The sequence below is a fragment of the Allobosea sp. TBD101 genome, from assembly GCF_059817965.1.
On the sequence record NZ_CM187543.1, the window covers coordinates 111792 to 134109 of the forward strand.

22 protein-coding genes are annotated in these 22318 nt (G+C 68.4%); 9 read left to right on the forward strand and 13 right to left on the reverse strand.

Features of this window, described 5'->3' with window-relative positions; all coding sequences use genetic code 11:
- Window position 1: 1 nt before the first annotated feature.
- The 6 genes from AC6RIC_RS00530 to AC6RIC_RS00555 all read right to left on the reverse strand — a co-directional run bounded on the left by AC6RIC_RS00530 (window position 2) and on the right by AC6RIC_RS00555 (window position 6045).
- Window positions 2-811 (reverse strand): purine-nucleoside phosphorylase, encoded by an 810-nt coding sequence (locus tag AC6RIC_RS00530; protein WP_499734703.1) that lies wholly within the window; start codon window positions 809-811, stop codon window positions 2-4.
- 36 nt (window positions 812-847) lie between these two features.
- Window positions 848-1258, reverse strand: a complete 411-nt coding sequence (locus AC6RIC_RS00535) for a cytidine deaminase (protein WP_499734704.1) — start codon at window positions 1256-1258, stop codon at window positions 848-850.
- Window position 1259: 1 nt separating this feature from the next.
- The gene (locus AC6RIC_RS00540) at window positions 1260-2234 is read right to left on the reverse strand and encodes an ABC transporter permease (protein WP_499734705.1); all 975 of its coding nucleotides are present in this window, start codon (window positions 2232-2234) and stop codon (window positions 1260-1262) included.
- A 163-nt stretch (window positions 2235-2397) separates the two neighbouring features.
- Window positions 2398-3498 carry an ABC transporter permease gene (locus tag AC6RIC_RS00545; RefSeq protein WP_499734706.1) on the reverse strand — a complete coding sequence of 367 codons (1101 nt, stop codon included), beginning with the start codon at window positions 3496-3498 and terminating at the stop codon, window positions 2398-2400.
- Window positions 3495-5024, reverse strand: coding sequence for an ABC transporter ATP-binding protein (locus AC6RIC_RS00550; protein ID WP_499734707.1), 1530 nt, complete (start codon window positions 5022-5024; stop codon window positions 3495-3497). Before AC6RIC_RS00550 ends, AC6RIC_RS00545 begins: the two co-directional genes overlap by 4 nt.
- 16 nt (window positions 5025-5040) lie before the next feature.
- The gene (locus AC6RIC_RS00555; protein ID WP_499734708.1) at window positions 5041-6045 is read right to left on the reverse strand and encodes a BMP family lipoprotein; all 1005 of its coding nucleotides are present in this window, start codon (window positions 6043-6045) and stop codon (window positions 5041-5043) included.
- A 170-nt stretch (window positions 6046-6215) separates the two neighbouring features.
- On the opposite strand from AC6RIC_RS00555, the gene AC6RIC_RS00560 reads away from it, so the two are divergent.
- Both AC6RIC_RS00560 and AC6RIC_RS00565 read left to right on the forward strand, forming a co-directional pair.
- A complete protein-coding gene (locus AC6RIC_RS00560) occupies window positions 6216-7007 on the forward strand; it encodes a HesA/MoeB/ThiF family protein (protein ID WP_454654232.1) in 792 nt (263 codons plus the stop codon).
- A gap of 47 nt (window positions 7008-7054) precedes the next feature.
- Entirely contained in the window at window positions 7055-8770 is a 1716-nt protein-coding gene (locus AC6RIC_RS00565) for a hypothetical protein (protein ID WP_499734709.1), read from the forward strand.
- A 60-nt stretch (window positions 8771-8830) separates the two neighbouring features.
- Here the strand turns inward: AC6RIC_RS00565 and gshB are convergent, their stop codons facing one another.
- From gshB to rsmI, 3 genes are all read right to left on the reverse strand, one after another.
- Window positions 8831-9775 (reverse strand): glutathione synthase, encoded by a 945-nt coding sequence (gshB, locus tag AC6RIC_RS00570; protein ID WP_499734710.1) that lies wholly within the window; start codon window positions 9773-9775, stop codon window positions 8831-8833.
- 74 nt (window positions 9776-9849) lie between these two features.
- Entirely contained in the window at window positions 9850-10245 is a 396-nt protein-coding gene (locus AC6RIC_RS00575; RefSeq protein WP_499734711.1) for a YraN family protein, read from the reverse strand.
- A complete protein-coding gene (rsmI, locus tag AC6RIC_RS00580; RefSeq protein ID WP_499734712.1) occupies window positions 10242-11150 on the reverse strand; it encodes a 16S rRNA (cytidine(1402)-2'-O)-methyltransferase in 909 nt (302 codons plus the stop codon). Before rsmI ends, AC6RIC_RS00575 begins: the two co-directional genes overlap by 4 nt.
- 185 nt (window positions 11151-11335) lie before the next feature.
- Between rsmI and AC6RIC_RS00585 the strand changes: the two genes are divergently transcribed.
- Complete coding sequence (locus AC6RIC_RS00585; RefSeq protein ID WP_499734713.1) at window positions 11336-12544, forward strand: penicillin-binding protein activator; 1209 nt, start codon at window positions 11336-11338, stop codon at window positions 12542-12544.
- 163 nt (window positions 12545-12707) lie between these two features.
- Here the strand turns inward: AC6RIC_RS00585 and AC6RIC_RS00590 are convergent, their stop codons facing one another.
- The 4 genes from AC6RIC_RS00590 to AC6RIC_RS00605 form a co-directional block, all read right to left on the reverse strand.
- Window positions 12708-14873: a protein-disulfide reductase DsbD family protein gene (locus tag AC6RIC_RS00590; protein WP_499734714.1), complete on the reverse strand. Its 2166-nt coding sequence runs from the start codon at window positions 14871-14873 to the stop codon at window positions 12708-12710.
- Window positions 14874-15138: 265 nt separating this feature from the next.
- Entirely contained in the window at window positions 15139-15906 is a 768-nt protein-coding gene (locus AC6RIC_RS00595; protein ID WP_454658902.1) for an ABC transporter ATP-binding protein, read from the reverse strand.
- Window positions 15906-16589, reverse strand: a complete 684-nt coding sequence (locus tag AC6RIC_RS00600; protein WP_454658903.1) for an ABC transporter permease — start codon at window positions 16587-16589, stop codon at window positions 15906-15908. Before AC6RIC_RS00600 ends, AC6RIC_RS00595 begins: the two co-directional genes overlap by 1 nt.
- A gap of 250 nt (window positions 16590-16839) precedes the next feature.
- A complete protein-coding gene (locus AC6RIC_RS00605; protein WP_499734715.1) occupies window positions 16840-17865 on the reverse strand; it encodes an ABC transporter substrate-binding protein in 1026 nt (341 codons plus the stop codon).
- Window positions 17866-18025: 160 nt separating this feature from the next.
- Here AC6RIC_RS00605 and AC6RIC_RS00610 point away from each other — a divergent pair, with 160 nt between their 5' ends.
- From AC6RIC_RS00610 to AC6RIC_RS00635, 6 genes are all read left to right on the forward strand, one after another.
- Window positions 18026-18493 (forward strand): Lrp/AsnC family transcriptional regulator, encoded by a 468-nt coding sequence (locus AC6RIC_RS00610; protein ID WP_454035061.1) that lies wholly within the window; start codon window positions 18026-18028, stop codon window positions 18491-18493.
- 44 nt (window positions 18494-18537) lie between these two features.
- Window positions 18538-19860, forward strand: a complete 1323-nt coding sequence (locus tag AC6RIC_RS00615; RefSeq protein ID WP_499734716.1) for a phosphopantothenoylcysteine decarboxylase domain-containing protein — start codon at window positions 18538-18540, stop codon at window positions 19858-19860.
- Window positions 19861-19862: 2 nt separating this feature from the next.
- Window positions 19863-20336 carry a dUTP diphosphatase gene (gene dut / locus AC6RIC_RS00620; protein ID WP_499734717.1) on the forward strand — a complete coding sequence of 158 codons (474 nt, stop codon included), beginning with the start codon at window positions 19863-19865 and terminating at the stop codon, window positions 20334-20336.
- Window positions 20333-20785 (forward strand): RrF2 family transcriptional regulator, encoded by a 453-nt coding sequence (locus AC6RIC_RS00625; protein ID WP_499734718.1) that lies wholly within the window; start codon window positions 20333-20335, stop codon window positions 20783-20785. Before dut ends, AC6RIC_RS00625 begins: the two co-directional genes overlap by 4 nt.
- A gap of 88 nt (window positions 20786-20873) precedes the next feature.
- Window positions 20874-21845: a cysteine synthase A gene (cysK, locus tag AC6RIC_RS00630; RefSeq protein ID WP_454654246.1), complete on the forward strand. Its 972-nt coding sequence runs from the start codon at window positions 20874-20876 to the stop codon at window positions 21843-21845.
- On the forward strand, window positions 21842-22294 hold the full coding sequence (locus AC6RIC_RS00635; RefSeq protein ID WP_499734719.1) for a GNAT family N-acetyltransferase: 453 nt from the start codon (window positions 21842-21844) through the stop codon (window positions 22292-22294). The genes cysK and AC6RIC_RS00635 overlap by 4 nt, the downstream gene beginning before the upstream one ends.
- Window positions 22295-22318: the final 24 nt, after the last annotated feature.

Below are 22318 nucleotides of genomic sequence, written 5' to 3' on the forward strand. Positions count from 1 at the left end.
CTTACAACTCCGACAGGAAGGCGCGCAGCAGGCGCCTGAGCGCGCCCGCCGCGAGGCCCGCGACATCGCGCGTCTCGGCATGGTGCGGCGTGCCGCCAAGGAGGCCTGCACCCATATTGGTGACGATCGACAGGCCGGCGACGCGCAGACCGTGACGGCGCGCCAGGATCACCTCCGGCACGGTCGACATGCCCACGAGATCGGCGCCGAGGATCTTCGCCATGCGGATCTCGGCCGGCGTCTCGAAGCTCGGTCCGGTGAACCACATATAGACGCCCTCGCCGAGCGGGATCGCCGCCCTCTGGGCCGCGCGCTTGAAGCGGCCGCGCAGATGCGGATCGTAGGCGTCGACCATCGGCACGAAGCGACCGTCGCCGGTGTCACCGATCAGCGGATTGGGGCCGTTCAGGTTGATGTGGTCGGTGATCAGCGCGAGGCTGCCCGGACGCATCTCCGGCGAGAGCGAGCCGGCCGCATTGGTCAGGATCAGCGGCGGCGAGCCGAAGGCGGTGAGTACGCCGAGCGGCACGCGCATCACGGCGGAATCGCCGCCCTCGTAATAATGCGCGCGGCCTTCGTAGATCAGGACCTTGCGGCCATGCAGCGTGCCATAGCGGAGCTGGCGGGCATGGCCGGAGACCTCGCCGCGCGGAAAGCCGGGCAATTCGGCATAGGGGATACGCACGGCATCCTCGATATCCTCGGCGACGGCGCCAAGGCCGGTGCCGAGCACGATCGCGCAGTCGATCGCATCGACGCCGCGGTCCGTCAGGATGGACGCCACCGCGTCAAGGGCCGGATCGGCCGCCATGCATGCTCTCCCCTGGCCGCAGCGGGCGGCCCCAAATCACCGCGGCAAATTGGCCGGTCCGAAGGAGGCTGGCAACAGCTCCTCCAGCGTGAAATGCGCCCGGATGCCTTCGGGGCCGGCGATCGCAATGCGCGTCTCAGGCGCGGCGAATTCGCGGATGCGCTGGCGGCAGGCGCCGCAGGGCGTGACCAGCTCGGAGCCCTCGCCGAAGACGAGCACGGCGCGGATCGCCCGGCCACCGGCCGCGACCATCGCCGCGATCGCCCCGGCCTCGGCGCAGGAGCCGACCGGATAGGCGGCGTTCTCGACATTGCAGCCGGCATGGACCGCGCCGTCATCGGCCAGCAGCGCGGCGCCGACCTTGAAGCGCGAATAGGGCGCGTAGGCGCGCGGCTGGATGGCGGCGGCGGCAGCGAACAGGGCCTCGAAATCGGGATCGGCCGGCAAATCAGCGTTCCTTGACATAGGGCAGGCCGGAGGCCCTGGGCGGCGTCGCCTTGCCGATGAAACCGGCAAGCAGGACGATGGTCATCAGATAGGGCAAGGCCTGGATCGCTTCCACTGGAACCAGTCCGATCCCGGGCAACGTCACGCCCTGAAGCCGGATCGCGACCGCATCGAGCAGGCCGAAGAGCAGGCAGGCTCCAAGCGCCGGCCAGGGCCGCCAATTGGCGAAGATCACGGCGGCGAGCGCGATGAAGCCGCGCCCCGCCGTCATATGCGGCAGGAAGCCGGCGGATTGCGCCACCGCGAGATAGGTGCCGCCGATGCCGCAGAGCACGCCGCAGATCGCGACGGCACCATAGCGCAGGCCGGCGACCGAGATGCCGGCGGTATCGACCGCTGCCGGATTCTCGCCGACGGCACGGATGCGTAGGCCGAAGCGGGTGCGCTTCAGGACGAAGGCCGTGACGAGCACGCAGAGCAGGGCGAGATAGGCGGGCGCCCCATGGCCGGAGACGACCTCGTCATAGATCAGGCCGAGCCCGGGCACGTTTTCGCGGGCCCAGCGGGCGAAGGGCAGAGTGATCTCGCCGAAGCGGGCCGGGCCTTCCAGCGAGGGCGTGCGTCCGCCCTGCCCGTACCAGGCATTGCCGAGAATGACGGTTAGTCCGGCCGCCAGCATGTTGATGGCGACGCCAGAGACGATCTGATTGCCGCGCCAGGTGATGGCGGCGAAGCCATGGACCAGCGCCAGCGCCAAGGCGGCGAGGATGCCGGCACCGAGCCCGATCCAGGCCGAGCCGGTGACGAAGGCCGCGACCGCCGAGGCAAAGGCGGCGATCAGCATCTTGCCTTCAAGGCCGATATCGACGACGCCCGCCCGCTCCGACCACAAGCCCGCCATCGCCGCGCAGATCAATGGGATCGACAGCCGGATCGTGGAATCGAGGACGACGGCGATGAGCTGGAGCAGCTCCATCGTCAGTTGCTCCCCCTTGTCATTCCGGGGCTTCGCGCAGCGAAGAACCCGGAACCCACGGCTGGGCGCGCGCTTTCGGAACGGCGGCAGGCGGGCTCACCCGGTCGTGGGTTCCGGGTTCGATCCTGCGGATCGCCCCGGAATGACAAAGGGGCTCGCGCCGTCATGGTGTCCGCCCCATCCCAAGCACGACCGCCACCAACCGCCGGAACAGCCCATCCAGCGCCCCGGCGAAGAGCACGAGCACGCCGCCGATGACCACGACCATGTCGCGGGTGATGGCCGGCTTGTCGAAGGAGAGCTCGGCGCCGCCCTGATAGAGCACGCCGAAGAGCAGGGCGGCGAGGCCGACGCCGGCCGGATGGCCGCGCCCCATCAGCGCGACCGCGATGCCGACGAAACCGTAGCCGGCGGTGAAATCGAGCACGAGCCGATGCTGGACGCCGAGCGCCTCGTTGACCGCGAGCCCGCCAGCCAGCGCGCCCGAGATCGCCATCGCGACCATGGTGACGGCAGCCGGCGAGATGCCGGCATAGGCGGCGGCGCGCGGATTGGCGCCGACGGTGCGGATCGCATAGCCCAGCCGCGTGCGCCAGATCAGTAGCCAGACGGCGACGAGTGCCATCAGGGCAAGGAAAAAGGCGCTGTTCAGAGGCGTCGAGGGCAGTTTCAGGCCCAGCGGCGCGAGCAGTTGATGCATCGGCGTCAGGATGGCGCCGGCCGGGAAATCCGGCGTCTCCGGCTGCATCGAGCCGGGTTTGCCGATGACCTCGCGCAAGAGATAGACGATCAGCGTCGCCGCGACGAAGTTCAGCATGATCGTGGTGATGACGACATGGCTGCCGCGCTTGGCCTGGAGCCAGCCGGGAATGAAAGCCCAGAACGCGCCACCCGCTGCCGCTCCCAGGATCGCGAAAGGCGCGGCAAGAAAACCGGGCAGCGTGGGAAGCGCGAAGCAGGCGATCGCCATGGCGATGCCGGCGACCGTCGCCTGTCCCTCGCCACCGATATTGAACAGGCCGGCATGGAAGGCGACGGCGACCGCGAGCCCGGTGAAGATGAAGTTCGTGGCGTAATAGAGCGTGAAGCCGATGCCCTCGGCGCTGCCGAGCGCGCCACGCAGCAGCAGGGCGGTTGCCTCCAGCGGGTTCTCGCCGATGCCGATGACGACAAACCCGGCGACGAGCAAAGCCGCGATCACCGAGACCAGTGGCACCAGCGCGATATCGGCCCAGCGCGGCAATTCGACGGGGGCGGCGCTCATGCGGCCTCGTCCGTGACGCCGGCCATGAGCAGGCCGAGATCGCGCTCGTCGGCCTGTTCAGCGACCCGCTCGCCGGTGATCCGGCCGCCGCACATGGCGATAATCCGGTCGGAGAGCGCCATCACCTCCTCCAGCTCGACCGAGACGAGCAGGATCGCGACGCCCTGATCACGCAACGCGACCAGCCGGCGATGAATGAACTCGATCGCGCCGATATCGACGCCGCGCGTGGGCTGGCCGACCAGCAACACCTTGGGGCCTCGCTCGATCTCGCGGGCGAGCACGATCTTCTGCTGGTTGCCGCCGGAGAATTTCGCCGTCTTCAATGCCGGATCGGGCGGGCGCACGTCATAAGCCGCGAAGGCCTCGCGCGCATGGGCCTCGATGCGGGCCGGCGAGAGCAGCGGACCGGAGCCGAAAGTGGGATCGTGCTGGTAACCGAGGATAGCGTTCTCGGCGGCGGAGAAAGCCGTGACGAGGCCGCTGCGATGGCGATCCTCCGGGATGTGCATCAGCCCGAGATCGCGCAGCCGCGCCGGATGGCGATCAGCGGTGGCAAGAATCTGCCCGCCCAGCCGGATCACGCCGCGGCTCGGCTGGATCAGGCCGGCCAGCACCTCCAGCAATTCGCTCTGGCCGTTGCCGGCGACCCCGGCGATGCCGACGATCTCGCCTTCATGGAGCGTGAGATTGACGTCCTTCAGGGTCTCGGTGCCGCGCCCGTCGCGGCAGGAGAGGCCGACCGCCTCCAGCACCGGCGCGCCGCGTTCGCGTGGCTGTTTCTCGACACGCAGCAGCACGCGCCTTCCAACCATCGCCTCGGCCAGGGCCGGCGGCGAGGTTTCGGCGGTGGCGACATGAGCGACCATCTCGCCACGGCGCATCACCGAGACCCGGTCGGTCACGTCCATGATCTCGCGCAGCTTGTGGGTGATCAGGATCACCGTCTTGCCCTGCGCCTTCAGCGCCCGGAGCAGGGCGAAGAGCTGGTCGGCCTCGGCCGGGGTCAGCACGGCCGTGGGCTCATCGAGGATCAGGATCTCGGCGCCGCGATAGAGCGCCTTCAGGATCTCGACGCGCTGCTGCAGGCCGACGGAAAGCTCGCCGACGACGGCATCGGGATCGATCGCGAGGCCATAATCCTGCGAGAGTTTTGCGAGCGCGGCGCGCGCCTTCGATACGCCGCCCTTGAGCAGAGCCCCGCCTTCGGCGCCGAGCACGACGTTCTCCACGACGCTCAGCGTCTCCACCAGCATGAAGTGCTGATGGACCATGCCGATGCCGGCCGCGATCGCATCGGCCGGGGAGCGAATGCGGCGCGGCTCGCCCGCGATCCTGATCTCGCCGGCATCGGCCTCGTAGAAGCCGTAGAGGATCGACATCAGCGTCGACTTGCCGGCGCCGTTCTCGCCGACGATGCCATGGATGGAGCCGGCCGCGACCGAGAGGGACACGTCCCTGTTGGCGGCGACCGGGCCGAAGCGCTTGGAGATGCCGGTGAGCGCGATGGCGGGCTCAGAACTCAAGGGAGCCGCCCGCGCCTCACATCGTGCATTTCTGGTCGGACATGTAGTCGTGGACCTTGACCGTGCCGGCGATGATGTCGGCCTTGGCCTTGTCGGCGGCGGCCTTCATTTCCGGCGTGATCAGAGCCTTGTTGGCGTCGTCCAGCGCCCAGTCGATGCCCTCTTCCTTCAGGCCGAGCACGGAGACGCCGGGCTTCCAGGAGCCGTCCTGCGCCGCCTTGAAGGAGTTGTAGGCGGCGGTGTCGACGCGCTTGAGCATCGAGGTCAGCACCTTGCCGGGATGCAGGGCGTTCTGGTTGGAATCGACGCCGATGCCGAGCTTGCCGGCATCCGCCACGGCGCGGAGCACGCCGATGCCGGTGCCGCCGGCCGCGTGATAGACCACGTCGGCGCCGCGATCGATCTGCGACTTGGCGAGCTCGCCGCCCTTGACCGGATCGTTCCAGGCGGCCGGGGTCGAGCCGGTCATGTTCTGGAAGATCTCGGCGCCGGCCTTGCCGGCCTTGACGCCCTGGACATAGCCGCAGGCGAACTTGCGGATCAGCGGGATGTCCATGCCGCCGACGAAGCCGACCTTGCCCGATTTCGAGGCCAGCGCCGCGAGCAAGCCGACGAGATAGGAGCCCTCATGCTCCTTGAAGACGACCGACTGCACGTTCGGCAATTCGACGACCATGTCGATGATCGTGAACTTCAGGTTCGGGAACTCGGCCGCGACCTTCTGCAGGGCGGTCGCCTGCGAGAAGCCGACCGCGATGATCGGCGAATGACCGTCGCGGGCGAAACGGCGCAGGGCCTGCTCGATCTGGGCGTCGTTGGTCGGCTCGAAATCGCGGAAGTCGACATTGGTCTCCTTCTTGAACTTCTCGGCGCCCATGAAGACGCCCTCGTTGAAGGATTTGTCGAACTTGCCGCCCTTGTCATAGACGATCGCGGGCTTGATCGTTTGCGGCTGCGCCAGAGCCGCGACAGTGGAAAGCGCAACGCCGGCGAGAGCCGCCGCGAAAGAACCCAAACGCATCGAACGATCCCCTGTCATAGCCGGGCGCCGTTGTCCGGCCCTCGATCGCGGCACGATGGCATGGCCCGGGCGCGCGGCCAAGCTGGCGAAAAGTCATGTTTGTCGGGAGAGTGCGGCCGAGCCGGCATGGCGATTGCCGAAGGACCGCTGCCGGCCTTAGGCTGCGATCCATGATGCTGAACGACGACGAGATCGAGCGCTATGCACGCCACATCGTCCTGCCCGAGATCGGCGGGCCGGGCCAGCAACGGCTCAAGAACGCGCGCGTGCTGGTCATAGGCGCCGGCGGGCTCGGCGCGCCCTTGATCCAGTATCTCGCGGCGGCCGGGATCGGGAAGATCGGCATCGTCGACGACGATATCGTCTCGCTCTCGAACCTGCAGCGCCAGACCATCTTCACCACCGAGGATATCGGCGCGCACAAGGCGGTGGCCGCTGCCCGCTTCGTGCGGAACCTCAACCCGAATGTCGTGGTCGAGGAGCACGTCACGCGGCTCGACCCGCATAATGCCCGCGCGCTGATCGCCTTCTACGACATCGTCGCCGAAGGTTCCGACAATTTCGCGACGCGCTATGCCGTCTCCGACGCCTGTTTCCACGAACACAAGCCGGTGGTGATGGGCGCGCTGGGCCGTTTCGACGGCTCGCTCACCACGATCCGCGCCCATGAGACCGGGCCGGACGGAAAGCCGAACCCCACCTGGCGCTGTCTCTTCCCGGAAGCGCCGCCGCCCGGCGCGATCCCGACCTGCGCGGAAGCCGGCGTGCTCGGTGCCCTGCCCGGCATCATCGGCTCGATGATGGCGCTTGAGGTGGTGCGCGCCATCACGGGCTTCGGAGAGCCGCTCGTCGGCAAGCTCCTGCTGCTCGATTCGCTGGCGATGCGCTTCGAGACGCTGCGCTATGGCTGGGACGAGGCCAATCCACTCAACGGCACGGGCACGAACGAAGGTCGATCTTAACCGGTTGCTGCTAGCAAGCCCCATCGACAGCGATGGGGAAGAGCGCGATGCAGGCCGGTGGCACGATCGGAACACCCGTTTCGACGCGAGCGACCTGGCTTCCCAATTGGCCCCTCGGCCTGCTCGGCACCGCCGTCCTCGCCTGCGCGCTGCTGCTGACGCTGCCCCTGACATTGCCGCTCGGACCGATGTACTGGGACCTCGTCCTCTACCTCGACGCCGCCAATCGGATCGGCGACGGGCAGGTCCCGCTGATCGATTTCATCGCGCCGGTCGGACCGCTCGGCTACTGGCTCTTCGCCGGGTTCGACGCGCTGTTCCCGCGCGCGCATCCGCTACTGCTGGCGCAATGGTGCCTGTTCGCCGTGACAGCCCCGGCCATGGCCGTGGTCCTGCATGCCATCAGCCGGCAATCGCGCGCCACGGCCATGGCGCTGCTCCTGCCCTATCTCGCCTTCCAGATCCTGCCGATCAATGTCGAGCACTATTCCTTCTTCCCGGGCACGGACGGGTTCGGCATCTACAACCGGCATGTCAGCATCGTGCTCTACGTGCTGGTCGCCGGCCTCCTCTTCCTGCGCGGCCCCGCGCTTGGCGCCGTCATCGGCTGGACACTCACCGCCCTGTTCCTGATCAAGATCACCGGCTTCCTTGCCGGCGGCCTCGTCACGGCCTTCGCACTCGCGGCCGGGCGGATCGGCTGGCGCCAAAGCCTGCTGATCGCCGCCGCAGGCGGGCTGGCGGCGCTCGGCCTCGAACTCGCGACCGGGCTGGTCAGCGCCTATCTCGACAGCATCCTCGCGCTTGTCGCGATCAATGCCGGCGGCATCCTGCCCCGCTTCGTCCAGGCGGCCTCGCTGCATCTCGACATCGTCGGCGCCGGAACGGCACTCGGGCTCGCCCTGCTCTGGCTCGACCGACGCGACATCGCGGAGGCCGCCCTTGCGCTGCGCCGCCAGCCGTCCACGGCCGGCTTCGTCCGCCTGCTCGACCGCGATGTCGCCTGGCTCGCGGTCGTCATGGTGGCAGGGCTGTTCTTCGAGACCCAGAACACCGGCGGGCAGGCCTTCATCTTCATCTGGCCGGTGCTTCTGGTGATCCTGTCGCGCTGGCTCGGCAGCAGCCGGCGCGGCGCGCTCGTCGTCTGTGGCCTCGTCGCCGCCACCGCGATCCCGCCAGCCGAAACCGTGCTCCAGCGCGGGGCGCGGGCGCTGATGGCGCAGGCTGGCTATGCCGCCCTGCCGAACCAGCATCTCGGCCGGCTCGGGCTGGTCTCGCAGCACGCCAACGTCATGGACCGCGCGAGCGCGATGCTCGACATCTACGCCAGCCATCCCGCGACCTTCCGGGAGTTCACCGCCCGCGAGATGCTGCCGAATCCGCAGCTCTATTCGGAGCTCGACTTCCAGGCGTCCTGGCTGATGGCGGTCGACGAGGGCGTTTCGGCGATCCTGGCGCATGAGCAGGCCAGCGGGCGACGCTTCGAGACGATCATGAGCCTCAACTTCGTCAACCCGTTCCCGTCCGTGATGGGCCGCAGCGCGCCACGCGGCATCGCCATCGGCGCCGACCCGTTCCGGGCGGTGCCGAAGCCTGACGACGCCGAGATCACGCTCGCCCGCGAGGCCGACCTCGTGCTCTATCCGCTCTGCCCGGTCACGGTCGCGAACGAGGCCCTGCGCAGGATCTACGCGCCGGTCCTGACGGGCCGGCGGGAGATCGCGCTCGGGCGCTGCTGGAAGGGCTATGTCAGGGCGGATTAGAGGCTTTGTCTTATCGCATTTTCTTCACGCGAACCGGTGCCCACTTCGCTTGAAAATGCTCTAGCGCCCGCGCTTCGCCTCGATCACATCGAAGAGCTGGGCCGCGAGGTCCGGGCCGCCGAGCTTCTTGATCGCGCGCACGCCGGTCGGCGCGGTGACGTTGATCTCGGTGAGCTTGCCATGGATCACGTCGATGCCGACGAGCAGCAGGCCGCGCTCGCGCAAGGTCGGGCCGATCGCCTCGCAGATCGCGAGCTCCTGCTTCGACAGGTCGGTCGGGCGCGCCGCACCGCCGCGCACCATGTTGGCGCGGAGATCGCCGACCGCCGGGACGCGGTTGACGGCGCCCGCCGCCTTGCCGTCGATCAGGATGATGCGCTTGTCGCCCTCGGTGACCTCCTTGATGAAGCCCTGAACGACCCAGGGCTCGCGGAAGAGGTTGCTGAACAGATCGAAGAGCGAGCCGAAATTCGGGTCGGTCCTGCTTGTCTTGAAGACGGTCGCTCCGCCATGACCGTAGAGCGGCTTCATGACGATCTCGCCATGCTCGTCGCGGAAGGCCTCGATCTCCGCCTTGTCGCGGGTGATCAGGGTCGGCGGCATCAGCTCCGGGAAATGCGTGACGAGGATCTTCTCGGGGGCATTGCGCACCGAGGTCGGATCATTGACCACCAGCGTTTTCGGATGGATGCGCTCCAGCATATGGGTCGTCGTGACATAGGCCATGTCGAAGGGCGGGTCCTGCCGCAGCAACACGACGTCAAGCGTCGACAGGTCGACCTTCTCCTCGGCGCCGGCGGTGAAATAGTCGCCCTCGACGTCACGCACCTTCACCGGGCGCATCGGCGCGGTGACCTTGCCGTCGCGCATCGAGAGCTTGTCGGGCGTGTAGGTGTAGAGCGAGTGGCCGCGCGCCTGCGCTTCCAGCATCAGCGCGAAGCCGGTATCCCCGGCGATCCGGATGCGCTCGATCGGGTCCATCTGGATGGCGACGTTGAGGCTCATGACAGGCTTCCTGTTGCAGGCAGGCGGTTCTTATCGGACCGCGGACCGGGTTCCTGCAAGTGGGGCGCCCTGCATCACAGGACAAGCGCGAAGGCGGCGGGAACATGGCGCGGCCGGCGCCAGGGCGCCAGAAAGACCGCATCGGCGCGCAGAAAATGCTCGCTGGCCCAGGGATTGCGCGAGAGCCAGTGCCGGATGCGCCGCTCGACCAAGCGCTGTTTTTCCGGGGTGATCGCGATCATGGCGTCGTCGAGCCGGCCGCGCGCCTTGACCTCGACGAAGGCGATGGTGCGGCCGCGCTTCATCACGAGATCGATCTCGCCGCCCTTGCCGCCGAAGCGCCGCTCCAGCAGGCGATAGCCCTTGGCGGTGAGCCAGAGGATGGCCAGCCATTCGGCGCGGCGCCCGGTCAGGCCGGAGCGCTTCGCCTTGCGGCTACGCCCGCCCGGATCGGCACCGGCCTTGCTCACGGATCATCGCGGGTGAGTTCGAGCGCACGGGCATAGACCTTGCGGCGCGGCTGGCCGGTCTCGGCCGCGACCTGCGCAACCGCCTCCTTCAGCGAGACCCTGGCCATGGCCGCGCGCAGGCGCTCGTCGATCGCCTCGTCGCTGGTGACGAGATCGGCAGCGCCGGGCGGACCGATGATCACGACGATCTCGCCGCGTGCCTCTTCCTCGCTCTCGTAATGGGCGGCGAGATCGGGAAGCGTGCCGCGCCGGACCGTCTCGTAGAACTTGGTGAGCTCGCGCGCGACCGCACCGGGCCGCGCGCCGAGCACGGCGGCTGCATCACTCAGCATCTCGGCGAGGCGGCGGGGCGATTCGAAGAAGACGAGCGTTCCGGGAATCGCGGCCAGCTCGGTCAGGCGGGTGCGGCGCCCGCCCGATTTCGGCGGCAGGAAGCCCTCGAAGAAGAAACGGTCGGTCGGCAAGCCGGCCAGTACGAGTGCCGCCAGCACGGCGGAGGGGCCGGGGATGCCGGTGACGGGCAGGCCTTCCGCCACCAGTTCGGCGACGAGCTTGTAGCCGGGATCGGAGACGAGCGGCGTACCAGCGTCCGAGATCAGGGCGAGCTTGCCGCCCTCGCGCAGCTTCGCCAGCACCTTGGGGCGCATCTGCGCGGCATTATGCTCGTGATAGGGCAGGAGCGGGGTCGATATCCCGTAATGCGCCAGCAGCGTCTTCGACGTCCGGGTGTCCTCGGCCAGGATCGCATCGGCGGCGGCGAGCGTCGCCAGCGCCCGGAACGAGATATCACGGAGGTTGCCGATCGGCGTCGCGACGATATGCAGGCCCGGCGCCAGAGGCTCGGCCTCTGCCTTCAGACCAAAGGCGGTATAGCTGGGGGAGCGGGCGGCGGCATCGGTCGACATCCGGTCACGCTGCCACAGCGGCCGCGCCCGCGCCATGGCAAGGCACGCGCCGACCCCTGCAACCTATAGTTAACAACTTGAAAATAGACTTGCGCACTGGCACGAGAGGTCCGGGGGTAGAACAGTTCCGCAGGACCCATCGCCGGGCCGCGTTTGGCCGGCCCGGTCACGACTGGAGATCGCCCGTGTTCCATCATCGGCACATCGCACCGATCCTGCGGTCCAAGGCACGGACCTTCGCCGTCCTGCTGCCGCTCGCGCTCGCGGCTTGCAGCGGCGGCACCTCGGGCCTGCCCGGCTTCGATTCGGGCACGCCCACAGCCGGCGGAGCCACGCCGACCGGCCAGACCATCGGCACCGGCAAGGTCAAGGTCGGGCTCATCCTGCCGCTCACGGCCGAGGGCCAGGGCGCGGTCGTCGGCAATTCGCTGAAGAACGCGGCCGAGATGGCGCTCGCCGAATTCCCGAACGCCGACCTGACGCTGCTGGTCAAGGACGATCGCGGCACGCCGGAAGGCGCCCGAGCCGCCGCGCAGGAGGCCCTGTCGGAAGGGGCCGAACTGATCGTCGGCCCGCTCTTCGCGCCCTCAGTCCAGGCGGCCGGGCAGGTCGCGCGCGGCGCCAACAAGCCGGTCATCGCCTTCTCCAGCGATTCCAACGTCGCCTCGCGCGGCATCTATCTCCTCTCATTCCCTCCCGAAAACGACGTCAACCGCGTCATCGGCTATGCCGCCCAGCAGGGCCGCAAATCCTTCGCCGCGCTGGTGCCGGACACCGCCTATGGCAAGGTCGTCGAGGCCGCCTTCCAGCAGGCCGCCGCCAATCGCGGCGTGCGCGTCGCCGCGATCGAGCGCTTCAGCTCGGACCCGGCCGCGATGAAATCCGCAATCCAGCGCCTGATGCCGTCGCTCGCGCAAGCCGATGCGCTGTTCGTGCCGGCCGCCGCCGACACGATGCCGACGCTCGGCCAGCTCCTGCAGGAGGCCGGCTACAATCCGGCCAAGGTCAAGCCGCTCGGCACCGGCGTCTGGAACGATGCGAGCATCGCCCGCGTGGCGGGCATCCAGGGCGGCTGGTTCGCCTCGCCCGATACGGCCGGCTTCAACGCCTTCGCCGGCCGCTACCAGCAGCGCTTCAACAGCGCCCCGACCCGCACCGCGACGCTGGCCTATGACGCAGTCTCGCTGGCGGCGGCGCTGGCGCGCACGCAAGGGTCGCAGCGCTTCTCCGAGGCCGTGCTGACCAATGGCTCGGGCTTTGCCGGGGCGGACGGCGTCTTCCGCTTCCGCCCGGACGGACAGGTCGAGCGCGGCCTTGCGGTGCTGGAGCTGCGCAACGGCCAGATCGTCACGATCAACGCCGCCCCGCGCGATCTCGGGCCGAGGTCGCAGTAGTCGAAGACCTCACCTCCCGTCCGCAGGCCGCGGGTTTGATCCGGGCCTCTCTCTCACGCCGTCATTCCGGGCGACCGAAGGGACCGCTTTCCGATGGATCCGGATCGGCGCCGCTTCGCGGCTTGTCCGGAATGACGTGGTGGCGGGTTGCGGAGCCTTCTGCCTAAGGCAGCGCCGCCGTCTTCACGTTACGCCCGGCCGCACGCTCGGCCGCTGCGATCAGGCCATCCACGGTGAGAAGCTGCGGCAGGATCTCGGCCTGCGCCTCCTTGCGGGCGGGATAGAACAGATAGAGCGGCACGCCGGCGCGGCCCTGCTCGGCCAGCGCCTTGGCGATGCGGCTGTCGCGATTGGTCCAGTCGGCCTTGAGATAGACGACGCCGAGCTTCGCGAAGGCGTCCTTCACCTCTTGCCGGGAGAGCGCGACGCGCTCGTTTGCGATGCAGGTGATGCACCAGGCAGCAGTGAAATTGACGAAGACCGGCTTGCCCTGCGCCTGCAAGGTCGCGACCCGCTCGGGCGACCAGGCCTCGATATCGCCGGCCCGCGCTTCGGTCGCCGCGCCGGGAACGGCGTTCTGCACAGTGAACCAGCCGGCGCCGAGCACGACCAGCGCCGCGAGAGCCGAGCCGAAGGCGCGGCGTGCGAAAGAGCCGCGCGTGACGCCGACGAGCCAGACGGCAAAGCCTGCCGCCAGCACCGCGACCAGGGCGGCGAGCACGCCCTGCGGTCCGCTCTGCACCGAGGCGACCCAGATCAGCCAGATCGCCGTCGCGAACATCGGGAAGGCAAAAGCCTGCTTCAGCACCAGCATCCAGCGGCCGGGCTTCGGCAGCAGGCGCAGCAGGCCGGGCGCGAAGGACAACGCGACGACCGGCAGGGCGAAGCCCAGCGCCAGCGCCATGAAGACGGAGAGGGCGACGGCCGGCGGTTGCGTGACCGCATAACCCATCGCCGCGCCCATGAAGGGTGCCGTGCAGGGCGTCGCGACCACGACCGCGAGCACGCCGGTCATGAAGGCGCCGAGCCGCCCGCCGCGGCCGGCGAGGCCATCGCCGAGACCGGTGACGGACGTGCCGATCTCGAAGGCGCCGAGCAGGTTGAGGCCGATCAGCACCATCACCACCGCGAGCGCGATGACGAGCGGCGGGGACTGGAGCTGGAAGCCCCAGCCGACGCTGCTGCCGAGGCTACCCAGCGCGATCACTGCGCCGGCCAATATCAGGAAGGTCAGCAGCACACCGCTCATGAAGAGCAGGCCCTGCTCGCGAACCTCCAAGCGATTGCGATGCGCGAGCTGCGCGAAGCCAAGCGCCTTGATGAACAGAACGGGCAGGACGCAAGGCATCAGGTTGAGGATCAGGCCGCCCGCGAAGGCGAAAGCCAGCGCTGCCCAGAGCGTCAGGTCGGCGCCCTCGGCCGGCATCGGAATCCGCACCACCGCCGGACGAGCCTCAGGCGTTGCTGCTCCACCGGCCGCCATCAGGGCCGGATCGGCATCGGCGAGGAGGGTCACGGCCCTCGGCGCCCCCGCTTCCGTGAAGGTGAGCACGCCGGAGATTTCAGGCTTCGCCAGCTTGAAGGCGTTTGAGCGGGTCAGCGTCAGGACGGGCTTGTCGCCGGCCACCAAGGGCTGGTCGGCCGCATGCTCGATCAGCGTGTCGGAGATCGGAAAGAAGCGCAGATCGGCCGCGCCAGCCGGCAGGCCCGGCAGGTCGAGCACGAGCTTGCTGGCATCGTCGCGGAGCTTGCCACGGAACGAAGCCTGCTTCGGCAACGATGCGATGGCGGCCTCGATCCGCGCCTCGGCGGCCTGGTCGACCGCACTCGCGGCGGCGATGGGGAGGTCGAGCGAGAAGGAGCCTTCCTCGGGAATGCAGATCTTCTCGCAGACGAGCCAGGTCGCCTCGGCCTTCAGCGCAAAGTTCTCGCCGGGCTTGGCATCGGCGGGAACCGTGATCTCGAGCGGCAGCAGGACCGTGCCTTCGAAGCCGAAATTGACGAGGGGCTCGACCCGGATCGCCTTGGGCGCCGGCCACTGGATTTCGCCCGCGCTCGCGCCGGCCGGCAGATCCCACTTGATCTGGGTCGGCTCGCCGGAATCGCCGGGGTTGAGCCAATAGGTATGCCAATGCGGCGCGAGTTTCTGGACGAGCGCAACCTTGAAGCGCTCGCCGGGCGCGACCGCATCGCGGCTCGACAGCAGGGTCGCGGTGACGCGCGGCGAGGTGACGGCGGCGGATTCAGCGGCGAGCGCAAGGCCGGGCGCAAACAACCCCAGCGCCAAAGCCGCTCCACGCAGGAAACGCTTGCCGAAATGAAGCCGCATGATGCCGTCGCAATCCCTGATCATCCGGACCCCATGCCTCAATCCGCCTTCATCCGCCAATGACAAGGCAGTGAGGCGGGGTCATGGGCCATTCTGGGCGATCCGCGCCTGAGAGGCAGCGTGCCATGATGTCGCCGCCCCATCGAGGAGGGCGCGATGTCCGTCATGGTCGGGCTTGTCCCGACCATCCACGTCTTCCTTCAACGAAGGCGGTGTTCAAGACGTGGATGCTCGCCACAAGGGCGAGCATGACGGTCGTGGTCAGTCAGATCGCGGCGCCATCCGTGACGATGTCGGCGCCCAGGCCCTGGCGGACCGCGCGCACGATCTCAGCCTCCGCCGCCGCGCCGCGCTTGCGCGGGCGGCTCGCGTCGATGCGGTGCTCGGCGATGATCTGGCCGGGCGCACCCGACAGGACCACGACGCGATCGGCGAGATAGGCGGCCTCGTCGATATCATGGGTGACGAAGAGCACGGTCTTGCCGGTGCGCTGCCAGACGCGGATCAATTCGTCCTGCAGGTTTTCGCGCGTCAGGGCATCAAGCGCCGAGAAGGGCTCGTCCATCAGCAGGATTTCCGGCTCGACGGCGAGCGCGCGGGCGAGCGAGACGCGCTGACGCTGGCCACCGGACAACTGGTGCGGCCAGCGCTGCGCCAGCGGCGCGAGACCGACGAGATCGAGCATGGCAGCAGCCTTGGCGAGGCGCTCGGCACGCGGGGCGCGACCCTCGAGCCCGAAGCCGACATTGGAGACGACCTTGCGCCAGGGCAGCAGGCGCGAATCCTGGAAGACCAGCGCGACCGGCCGGCGCGTCCGATCCTTCGCATCGATGACGACCTCGCCGCCGCTCGGTTTGGCAAGGCCGGCGATGACGCGCAGCAGGGTCGACTTGCCGACGCCGGAGGGGCCGACGATGGCCAAGAATTCGCCGCGCCCGACCGAGAGGTCGAGCTTGCGCAGGACCTCGGTCTCCTCGCCGTCGCGGGTGAAGGTCAGCGACAGGCCCCGAATCTCAATCGCACTCTTCTCGATCACGCTTTCCAACGCAGCACCCATTTCTGGAAGGCGACGAAGCCGGTGTCGAGCAGGCCGTAGAGCGCCGCCATCGTCAGCATGTAGACCACGACGATATCGGTCGCGAGCAGGCTGGACGCCTGCATCATGCGCTGGCCGACACCGGCGACGCCGAAGATCTCGGCCGCGACCACCGCCATCCAGGCCTGGCCGAGCGCCGTCCTGATGCCGACGAGGATGCCCGGCAAGGCGGCCGGCAGCAGGATCTTGAACAGGCGAGCCCAAGGCGAGCGGAAGCCGAAGGCATCGGCGACCTCGATGAGATCGCGGTCGACGCCGCGGATCGCGCCCTGCGCCGCGAAGAAGACGATCCAGAACACGCCGATGGCGATGATGAAGACCGCCGCGCCCGGCGTGACGCCGAACCAGATGATGGCGAAGGGCACCCAGGCGAGGCCGGGAATCGGGCGTAGGACCCGGACGACCCAGGCCGTCGCCTCCTCGGCGACGCGGGACATGCCGACAGCTACGCCGAAGGCGATGCCGAGGCCGGCGCCGACGAACAGTCCGACGAAGTAGTGCCAGAGCGAACCGAGTATGGCCGCGAACCAGGCGCCGGAAGACAACTCCCGCATGAAGGCCTTCGGCAGGGCGCTCGGCCCCGGCAGGAAAGCCGGATTCACCAGTCCGAAATAGGGCATCGCCTCCCAGAGCAGCAGGAAGGCGACGAGGCCCAGAAGGGCGAGGGCGGGAGCCCGCAGCGACTGCAACGTCAAACCACTCAACCTCTGGCTCGTAAACGCGCCGTCATCCCGGGCGAAGCGAAGCGCAGACCCGGGATCCATGCCTGAAACTTCTTCGGGGATGCTCCGGCATGGATCCCGGGTCTCCCTGCGGTCGCCCGGGATGACCCGCGTTTCATAGTCTCAACGACATCGATGAGGGTCGGCATCAGCCGCCCGCCTTGATCGCGCGCTCGTAGTACTGGGTCTCGAACAGCCCGTCGAAGGGGAGTTCCTTCTCCAGCGAGCCGAGCTTGACCTGGTAGGCCTGCATCGCACGGGACGGCTCGATGATCTTGCGCGGGTCGATCTCGAAGCGGCTGGCCGGCGAGACCAGCGCCTTCTGGATCAGCTCTGGATCGACGATGCCCTTGCCGAGCGCGGCGCCGACATGGGGGGCGGCCTTGTTCGGGGCGGCCTTGATCAGCGCAGCAGCCTTGACGAGGCCGGAGACGAGGCTCTGCACGGCCTGCGGATTCTTGGTGGCGAAGGCGCCGGAGACGGCGACGACGGTGCCGGGCTGGCCCGGGAAGACCTCCTCGCCACCGGCGACGAGCTTGATCTGCGGGTTGCGGGTCTGGAGGATGGTCAGCGCCGGCTCACGGACGGAGCCGCCATCGACCGCGCCGGCCAGGATCGCCTGCTGGGTCGCGTCGATGCCCATCGGCACGATCTCGACATCGGCCTTGTCGACCTTCGCGACCTCCCAGAGCCAGTATTGCAGCGTCGTGTTGGGCACCGAGCCGGCCGGCTGGGTGGCGAGGCGGGCGGCCTTGCCATTGGCGGCGCGGAACGCCTTGAAGGCCGCAGCGGCATTGGTGCCGGCCGTGAAGAACTTGGTCAGCGAGGGCGCGCTGACCACGACATTCTCGCCGATCGCGGTCGAGGCGACGACGCGGATGTCGATGCCGCGAGCGCGGGCGACGGCCAGCGGCGCGACGCCGGCAACATAGACATCGATCGTGCCGGAAGCGAGCGCCTGGATCATGTTCGGGCCGGATTCGAAGACGGTGACCGCAACGTCGATGCCGCCCTGCTTCAGCCAGCCCTCGCCATTGGCGACGAAGAACGGCGCCGTGCCGACGATCGGGATGTAGCCGACGCGTGCCGCGACGCTCTGGGCGCGAGCCGGGGCGGCGAAGGGCATGGCCGCCGCGAGGCTCGACCCGGCGATGAGGAACTGGCGGCGATCCATCGTTCAAACCCCTTTCAAAAGCAGGCCCAAACGAGCCCCCATTGACAGATTGAGAAAAGGATTTTCTATCTTGATGCAATAGATCAGCTAGAAAAAGATAATTCGTCTCTTTCGTGCGAAGTCTGCGAAACGAATTTCTCCAGATAGCGAGCTTGAGAGAATGGACGCCATCGACCGCAAGATTCTGACCGTGCTCCAGGCGGACGCGAATATTTCCATCGCCGAGCTCGCCGACCGCGTCGGGCTCTCGCAGACCCCGTGCTGGAAGCGCATCCAGAAGCTCGAACAGGCCGGCGTGATCCTGAAGCGGGTGGCGCTGGTGGCGCCGGAGAAGATCGGGCTCGGCCTCACCGTCTTCGTCCAGATCGAGACGGCCGACCATTCCGGGCCGTGGCTGGACAAATTCGCGCAGATGGTCGCGGCGATGCCGGAGGTGATGGAGTTCTACCGAATGGCGGGCGATGTCGACTACATGCTGCGCGTCGTCGTCGCCGACATGGCCGCCTATGACGGCTTCTACAAGAAGCTGATCGAGACGATCCCGCTCAAGAACGTCACCTCGCGCTTCGCGATGGAGCGGATCAAGGCGACGACGGCCTATAAAGTGCCCGATCTGCCCCGCAACTGAGGAACGGCGGACAACGCGCGGCGCATGACAGCGCGGCACGGCAGATGCTACGTAACGGGCCGTTCGCCATCCGCGCTGCCCGAGGAGCCGCCTTGTCCGCTTCCCGCTCCGTTCTCCTGATCATCGGCGGCGGCATCGCCGCCTACAAGATGCTGGAGGTCATCCGCCGGCTGAAGGATCGCGGCATCGCCTCGCGCTGCATCGTGACCAAGGCCGGCGAGCAGTTCGTCACGCCGCTCACCGTGTCGTCGCTGGCGGGCGAGCGCTGCTTCACCGACCTGTTCTCGCTGACGGACGAAGCCGATATCGGCCATATCCAGCTTTCGCGCTCGACAGATCTCGTCGTAGTCGCGCCAGCGACCGCCGACCTGATCGCCAAGATGGCTAACGGGCATGCCGACGACCTCGCCTCGACCGCGCTGCTCGCCACCGACAAGCGCGTGCTGATCGCACCGGCGATGAACCCGCGCATGTGGCAGCATCCGGCGACGCGCCGGAACATGGCGCAACTCGAAAAGGACGGCATCCTCGTCGTCGGCCCCAATGTCGGCGCCATGGCCGAGCGCGGCGAGAGCGGGCCGGGCCGCATGGCCGAGCCGCCGGAAATCCTCGCCGCGATCGAGCTCGCGCTCGCCGGAGAGAAGCCCAACAGCCAGCGCGCCATCGGCTTCCTCGGCCGGCTGCCGGGCGGCGAGCCTACGACAGGCTCGCTTGCCGGGCGGCATGTGCTGATCACCTCGGGGCCCACGCATGAGCCGATCGACCCCGTGCGCTACATCGCCAACCGCTCCTCCGGGAAGCAGGGCCATGCCATCGCGACTGCGGCCGCCGCCGCCGGAGCGCGCGTGACGCTGGTCAGCGGGCCGGTGAACCTGCCCGATCCGGCGGGGGTCGAGACCATCCATGTCGAATCGGCGCGCGAGATGCTCGCCGCGGTCGAGACGGCGCTGCCGGCCGATATCGCGATCTTCGCCGCTGCCGTCGCCGACTGGCGGGTGGCCGACGCGGCCTCCGACAAGCTGAAGAAGGACGGCAAGGCATTGCCGCCGCTTTCGCTGGTCGAGAACCCCGACATCCTCGCAACGATCGCGCATCGCAAGAACGGGCGCCCGCCGCTGGTCGTCGGCTTCGCGGCCGAGACGCGGAACGTGATCGACTATGCCCGCGCCAAGCTCGCGAAGAAGGGCTGCGACCTGATCGTCGCCAACGATGTCGGCGGCACCGGCGTGATGGGTGGCGATGCCAATACCGTGCATCTCGTCACGACATCGGGCGTCGAGACCTGGCCGACCCTGCCGAAGGGCGAGGTCGCAAACCGCCTGATCGCCCATATCGCCGGGCTCGCGCCTGCCCGGCAGGCGGAGTGACGATGGTCACGGTCCTGTTGCAGCGCCTGCCGCATGGCGCCGACCTGCCCTTGCCGGCCTACGAGACGGAAGGTGCGGCCGGGCTCGACCTGCGTGCCGCCATTTCCGGAAGCCTCTCGCTCGTCCCTGGCGAACGCGCGCTCGTCCCGACCGGGCTCGCGATGCAACTGCCCGCGGGCTTCGAAGGGCAGGTGCGCCCGCGCTCGGGGCTGGCGCTTCGCCACGGCGTCACCGTCCTCAATGCGCCCGGCACTGTCGACAGCGATTATCGCGGCGAGGTCTCGGTCGTGCTGATCAACCATGGCAGCGAGACCTTCACGGTCACGCGCGGCGACCGCATCGCCCAGCTCGTCATCGCTCCGGTCAGCCATGTCCGCCTCACGGAGGTCGTAGCGCTCGATGAGACGGCGCGCGGCGCCGGCGGCTACGGCTCGACGGGCATCAGCGGCGGCAAACGCGCTGGAGACAGGTCATGATCCTGCTCTCGCGCCGCAGCCTGCTCGCCATCGCCGCCGTGGTCGATATCGCCTTGCATGCCCGCCCCTCGCCGGTCGCGGCCAAGCTGCTCGCCGCGCGCCATGCGCTGCCGCCGCGCCATCTCGAAACCCTGCTGCAGACGCTGGTGCGCGTCGGCATCCTCAAGGGCGTGCGCGGGCCGCGCGGCGGCTACGAGCTCGCCCGCGAGCGGCGCAGGATCACCGCCGGCGACATCGCCAGGGCCGCGATGCAGGAAGCCATCGAGGACGGGCTCGGGCCGGAGCCGCAGTCGCGCCTCGTCGACGAGGTCGTCGGACCGGAGGTCGCGCAGGCCTCGGCCGCGTTCCTCGCCGCGCTCGATACGGTCACGGTCGAGGAATTGTGCCAGAGGGCGCAGGCGAAGGCCGTCTTCGGCGGGCCCGATGCGAAAGCAGATTTTACAATCTAAGAATGTTATTTATTTCTTTTTATCGACAGTTTCTGTGAATTGATCTAGCGTCACGGTTGAACGGTCTCTCGTCCAGAGGAGTCATGTCATGGCCGAAGCACAGAAGACGACGAAGGCGCCCGGACGCGGACGCATCTACAACTCGATCACCGACACGATCGGCGACACGCCGCTGGTCAAGCTCAACCGCCTGCCGGCCGAGCGCGGCGTCAAGGCGACGATCCTTGCCAAGCTCGAGTTCTTCAACCCGATCTCGAGCGTCAAGGACCGGATCGGCGTCAACATGATCGATGCGCTGGAAGCCTCCGGCGCACTCAAGCCCGGCGGCACGCTGATCGAGCCGACCTCGGGCAATACCGGCATCGCGCTCGCCTTCGTCGCGGCCGCGCGCGGCTACCGCCTGATCCTGGTGATGCCGGAGACGATGTCGCTGGAGCGGCGCAAGATGCTCGCCCTGCTCGGTGCCGAGTTGGTGCTGACGCCCGGCCCCGGCGGCATGCGCGGCGCCGTCGCCAAGGCCGAGGAGCTCAAGGCCGAGATAGCGGGCTCGATCATCCCGCAGCAGTTCGAGAACCCGCATAACCCCGAAATCCACCGCAAGACCACGGCGGAGGAGATCTGGAACGACACCAACGGCGCCGTCGATATCGTCATCTCCGGCGTCGGCACCGGCGGCACCATCACCGGCGTCGGCCAGGTGCTGAAGGCGCGCAAGGCGAGCGTGAAGATGATCGCGGTCGAGCCGGAGGATTCTCCCGTCCTGTCCGGCGGCCAGGCCGGCCCGCACAAGATCCAGGGCATCGGTGCAGGCTTCGTGCCGGGCATCCTCGATCGCGGCGTGATCGACGAGGTCGTCACCGTCGGCAACCAGACGGCGTTCGAGACGGCCCGCGCGCTCGCGAGGAGCGAGGGCATTCCGGCCGGCATCTCGTCGGGTGCTGCCGTCGCGGCGGCGCTCGAAGTCGGCGCCCGGCCGGAGAATGCCGGCAAGACCATCGTGGTGATCATCCCCTCCTTCGCCGAGCGCTACATCTCCAGCGCCCTGTTCGAGGGTCTGTGACCGCAACGGCCATCCAGATCGTCCGGCTGGCGGACAGCCTGCCGGACGATTTCGAGGCCTTGCGCCAGGAAGCGAGCGCGGAAAGCTATCGCTTCGTCGAGGGACTGCGCGAGGAATGGCTGGCCGGCCATTATGGCGGCGAGGACGAGCGTTTCGTCACTTTCGCCGCCTTCCATGAGGGCGAACTCGCCGGCATCGGCGCGCTGACGCCCGACCCTTACGATCCCGCGCCCGATCTGCTGCGCGTCCGGCATGTCTATGTCCGGCCGCTGCGTCGCGGGTCCGGTATCAGCCGCGTGCTGGCCGCCGCCTTGATCCAGCAGGGGCTCGATCTCGCGCCGCGCTTGTCGCTGCGCGCGGCCGATCCGCGCGCATGCGCCTTCTGGGAAGCGAACGGCTTCACGCCCGACACGAGCGGAACGCGCCGCTCGCATCTGCTGACGCGGTAAGCAGATTCCCGACCCGATAGGCGC